Source organism: Tateyamaria sp. (genome assembly GCF_039940735.1).
In the GTDB taxonomy this organism is placed as follows: Bacteria; Pseudomonadota; Alphaproteobacteria; order Rhodobacterales; family Rhodobacteraceae; genus Tateyamaria.
Window position 1 is genome coordinate 1 of sequence record NZ_JBDVGB010000089.1, and the last position, 2996, is coordinate 2996.

General features: G+C 54.6%; 4 protein-coding genes. 3 read left to right on the plus strand and 1 reads right to left on the minus strand.

All coding sequences use genetic code 11. From position 1 onward, the window contains the following. Positions 1-936, minus strand: a 936-nt coding sequence (locus ABJF76_RS18625) for an ABC transporter substrate-binding protein (RefSeq protein ID WP_413822635.1), incomplete at its 3' end; no start/stop codon positions are given. 158 nt (positions 937-1094) lie between these two features. On the opposite strand from ABJF76_RS18625, the gene ABJF76_RS18630 reads away from it, so the two are divergent. From ABJF76_RS18630 to ABJF76_RS18640, 3 genes are all read left to right on the plus strand, one after another. Further along, positions 1095-2120 (plus strand): LacI family DNA-binding transcriptional regulator, encoded by a 1026-nt coding sequence (locus tag ABJF76_RS18630; RefSeq protein WP_413821522.1) that lies wholly within the window; start codon positions 1095-1097, stop codon positions 2118-2120. 104 nt (positions 2121-2224) lie between these two features. Then, positions 2225-2467, plus strand: coding sequence for a nitrate/nitrite transporter NrtS (gene nrtS, locus ABJF76_RS18635; RefSeq protein ID WP_413821521.1), 243 nt, complete (start codon positions 2225-2227; stop codon positions 2465-2467). A 7-nt stretch (positions 2468-2474) separates the two neighbouring features. Further along, a partial coding sequence (locus tag ABJF76_RS18640; protein WP_413822636.1) for a sulfatase-like hydrolase/transferase occupies positions 2475-2996 on the plus strand: 522 nt, incomplete at its 3' end.

Sequence of the window (2996 nt, forward strand, 5' to 3'; positions counted from 1 at the left end):
GGCTGTGATGTCTGCGTCGTCAATGACCGGGAAATAGAACGCATCCCCACCGGTATCCAGGATCGGGTTCAGGCCAAGACCGGGAAGGCAAGAATAGTCTTCGCCTTCAACAGCGCCCGCAACGGCAAATTCGCCCTGCGCCCAGTCACCCATGATCTGCCCACCGGCCGCGCCCGTGATGACCATGTTTGTGGCTTGGTTCCAATCCTGAACGTTTGACTCGCTGGCCAATGAACGCGCGGCGGCCACCGCTTCGAAGGCGGCAGTATATTCAGCGCCACGTGCTACATCAGCATTCTTATTGATGTTGACCTCTTTCCAGGCATCCAGCCCGGCGACGGCCAAAGTGATCGCCCCAAAGGCGATGTTTTGCTGCCAGCCCTGCTGCCCCATGGCCAGTGGTAATGTACCCGCATCTTGCAACGCAGGTGCAGAGGCTACAAATTCATTCCAGTTCGCAGGAACCTCAAGACCAGCCTTTTCATAAGCATCATGCGACAACCAAATCCACTGTGCAGAGTGAATGTTGACAGGAACGCAATAGATTTTGCCATCCAGCGTACATGCATCCAGTAACGCAGATGGGTTAACCAGATCAGCCCAGCCGCCTGCTTCGGCGACGTCCGTTAGATCAAGCAGCAAGCCTGCTTCGATCAGTTCCTCGGCTTGGCGACCGTGGTTCAACTGTGTCGCAGCCATCGGGTCACCACCCAAAATGCGCGAAATAATAATGGGGCGCGCTGTGCCGCCGGAACCGGCGATCGCGCCGTCTACCCACGTGTTGCCTGTGGCATTCCACGCCTCAGCAAATTTTGTCACGGCGACTGCTTCGCCGCCAGACGTCCACCAATGGGTGACTTCAAGCTCGGTCGCATGTGCAGCAGTCACAGCTGTCAATGCCGTACCCACTAACAAAGACTTCAAGATATTAGACATTTTTTTCCTCCCAGAAAACGCGGCGTTCCGCCGTTATATTTTGTGATCGCGCAGTTCTGCGGCCGCTCTGCAATCGATTACATAATTGTGTTGCATTGACGATCCTGTCAACACATCATGTAATCGATTGCAAAAGTACAAAACGGAAATGAACCTCCATGGCCCCTAAAACCTCGACACTTCAGGACGTTGCACGGGTTGCAAAGGTGTCGACCGCGACTGTGTCGCGTACGTTGTCGCATCCGGATGTGGTGTCCGAATCGACCAGAAGACGCGTGGCAGAGGCCGTAAAAGTGACGGGCTACCGGATCAACCATGCCGCGCGCAATTTGCGCACACAGCGCTCACATTCGGTGTTGGTCTTGCTACCTGATCTGGCCAACCCCTTCTTTTCCACCATCCTCGAAGGCATCTCTCGACACTTGTCGACAAAGGGGTATTCGATGCTGATTGCCAGCACCAAACAGGTGCAAGACAGCGGCGAACGATTGATCCACTACCTTGATGATGCACGCGCCGACGGCATGATTATTCTGGATGGTGATCTAGAGCCGGACGTCGTGAACAAGTTGGAAAACGCATCCCAAACGCAACGCGTTTTGTTTGCCTGCGAATGGGTGGAAGGCGCCGATTTCCCATCCGTCAGATGTGAAAACCGGCAAGGCACACGCTTGGCGGTGCAACATTTTCACGCACTGGGACATCGCAAGATTGCCCATGTAACAGGCCCCGAAGGCAATGTCTTGATGCACGCGCGCAAGGACGCATTTGTCGATGAAATCGCATCACTTGGGCTTGTGCTGAAACCCGAGTGGATATTTGCCGCCGACTTTACGTTGGAAGCCGGCTGTTTGGCCGCCCAAGACTGGATTGCGTTGCAGGATCGGCCAACCGCTGTCTTTTGCGCGTCTGACCAGTTGGCGCTGGGGTTTATTTCCGAGCTGTCCCGCCACGGCTTCCGGGTGCCCGAACATGTATCGGTCATGGGGTTTGATGATATCGAATTGGCGGCACAATTCATCCCATCATTGACGTCGATCCGCCAAGATCGCCTGTTGATCGGTGAAATCGCAGCCACGATGCTGATGGAACGGATCGAAAAACCAAATGCGCAACATCGGGCAAGCCCAACAGTCCTGCCCGTTTCCTTGGTTGCACGCGACAGCACGGCGTCGCCTTGTTAAACCGACCTTACGATCCCAGCCGCAACCATTGCGTGCGCAATCGCACCCACACTTGCCAGTGCCTCTTTTGGCTTTTATTGCAATACCTAAGGAGGACACCATTTATGACCACAAAAAGTGCTTGGCAAATCGCCACTGCCCCGTCGGTTGCCAAACGTGCCTTAAAAATCGCGCTGATCGTTGGCACTATCATTGCGCTCATAAACTATGGTGACCGGATTTTGGCAGGTGAAATGGACACTGTCTCTTGGCTCAAGAGCATGCTGACCTTTTTGGTCCCCTATTGTGTGTCGACCTATTCGTCTGTCATGGCGGTGCGTGACAACATGCAAAGACTCAAGGAATAAACCCGCAGTGAACATCCTATTCGTCATGTATGACCAATTGCGGTTCGACTATTTAGGGTGTTCTGGGCATCCAACCCTGAAAACGCCCCATTTTGACAGGGTCGCTTCTTTGGGCGTGCGGTTTTCGCGCGCCTATGTGCAATCCCCGATCTGTGGCGGTTCGCGCATGTGTTATTATACAGGGCGTTACGCGGCCAGCCATGGGGCGCAATGGAACGGATTTCCGTTGCGCGTGGGCGAACAGACGATGGGCGACCATTTGCGCAAGCTTGGTATGTCCTGTCATCTGATTGGCAAAACCCACATGAAGGCCGACCGCGCAGGCATGGAACGCCTTGGCCTAGACCCCGACGGCGTTATCGGCGTGCGTCAATCGGAATGCGGTTTTGACCCTTGGGTGCGTGATGACGGGCTTTGGGCGCAAGGACCAGATGGTTTTTATGACGAAAAAAGAAGCCCTTACAACGAATACCTAAAGTCAAAAGGCTATGATGGCGACAACCCCTGGGCCGACTATGCCAACGCCGGC

Coding starts and splice junctions, on each gene's coding strand:
- nrtS (WP_413821521.1), top strand. CDS start 2,225: ATGACCACAAAAAGTGCTTGGCAAATCGCCACTGCCCCGTCGGTTGCC.
- ABJF76_RS18630 (WP_413821522.1), top strand. CDS start 1,095: ATGGCCCCTAAAACCTCGACACTTCAGGACGTTGCACGGGTTGCAAAG.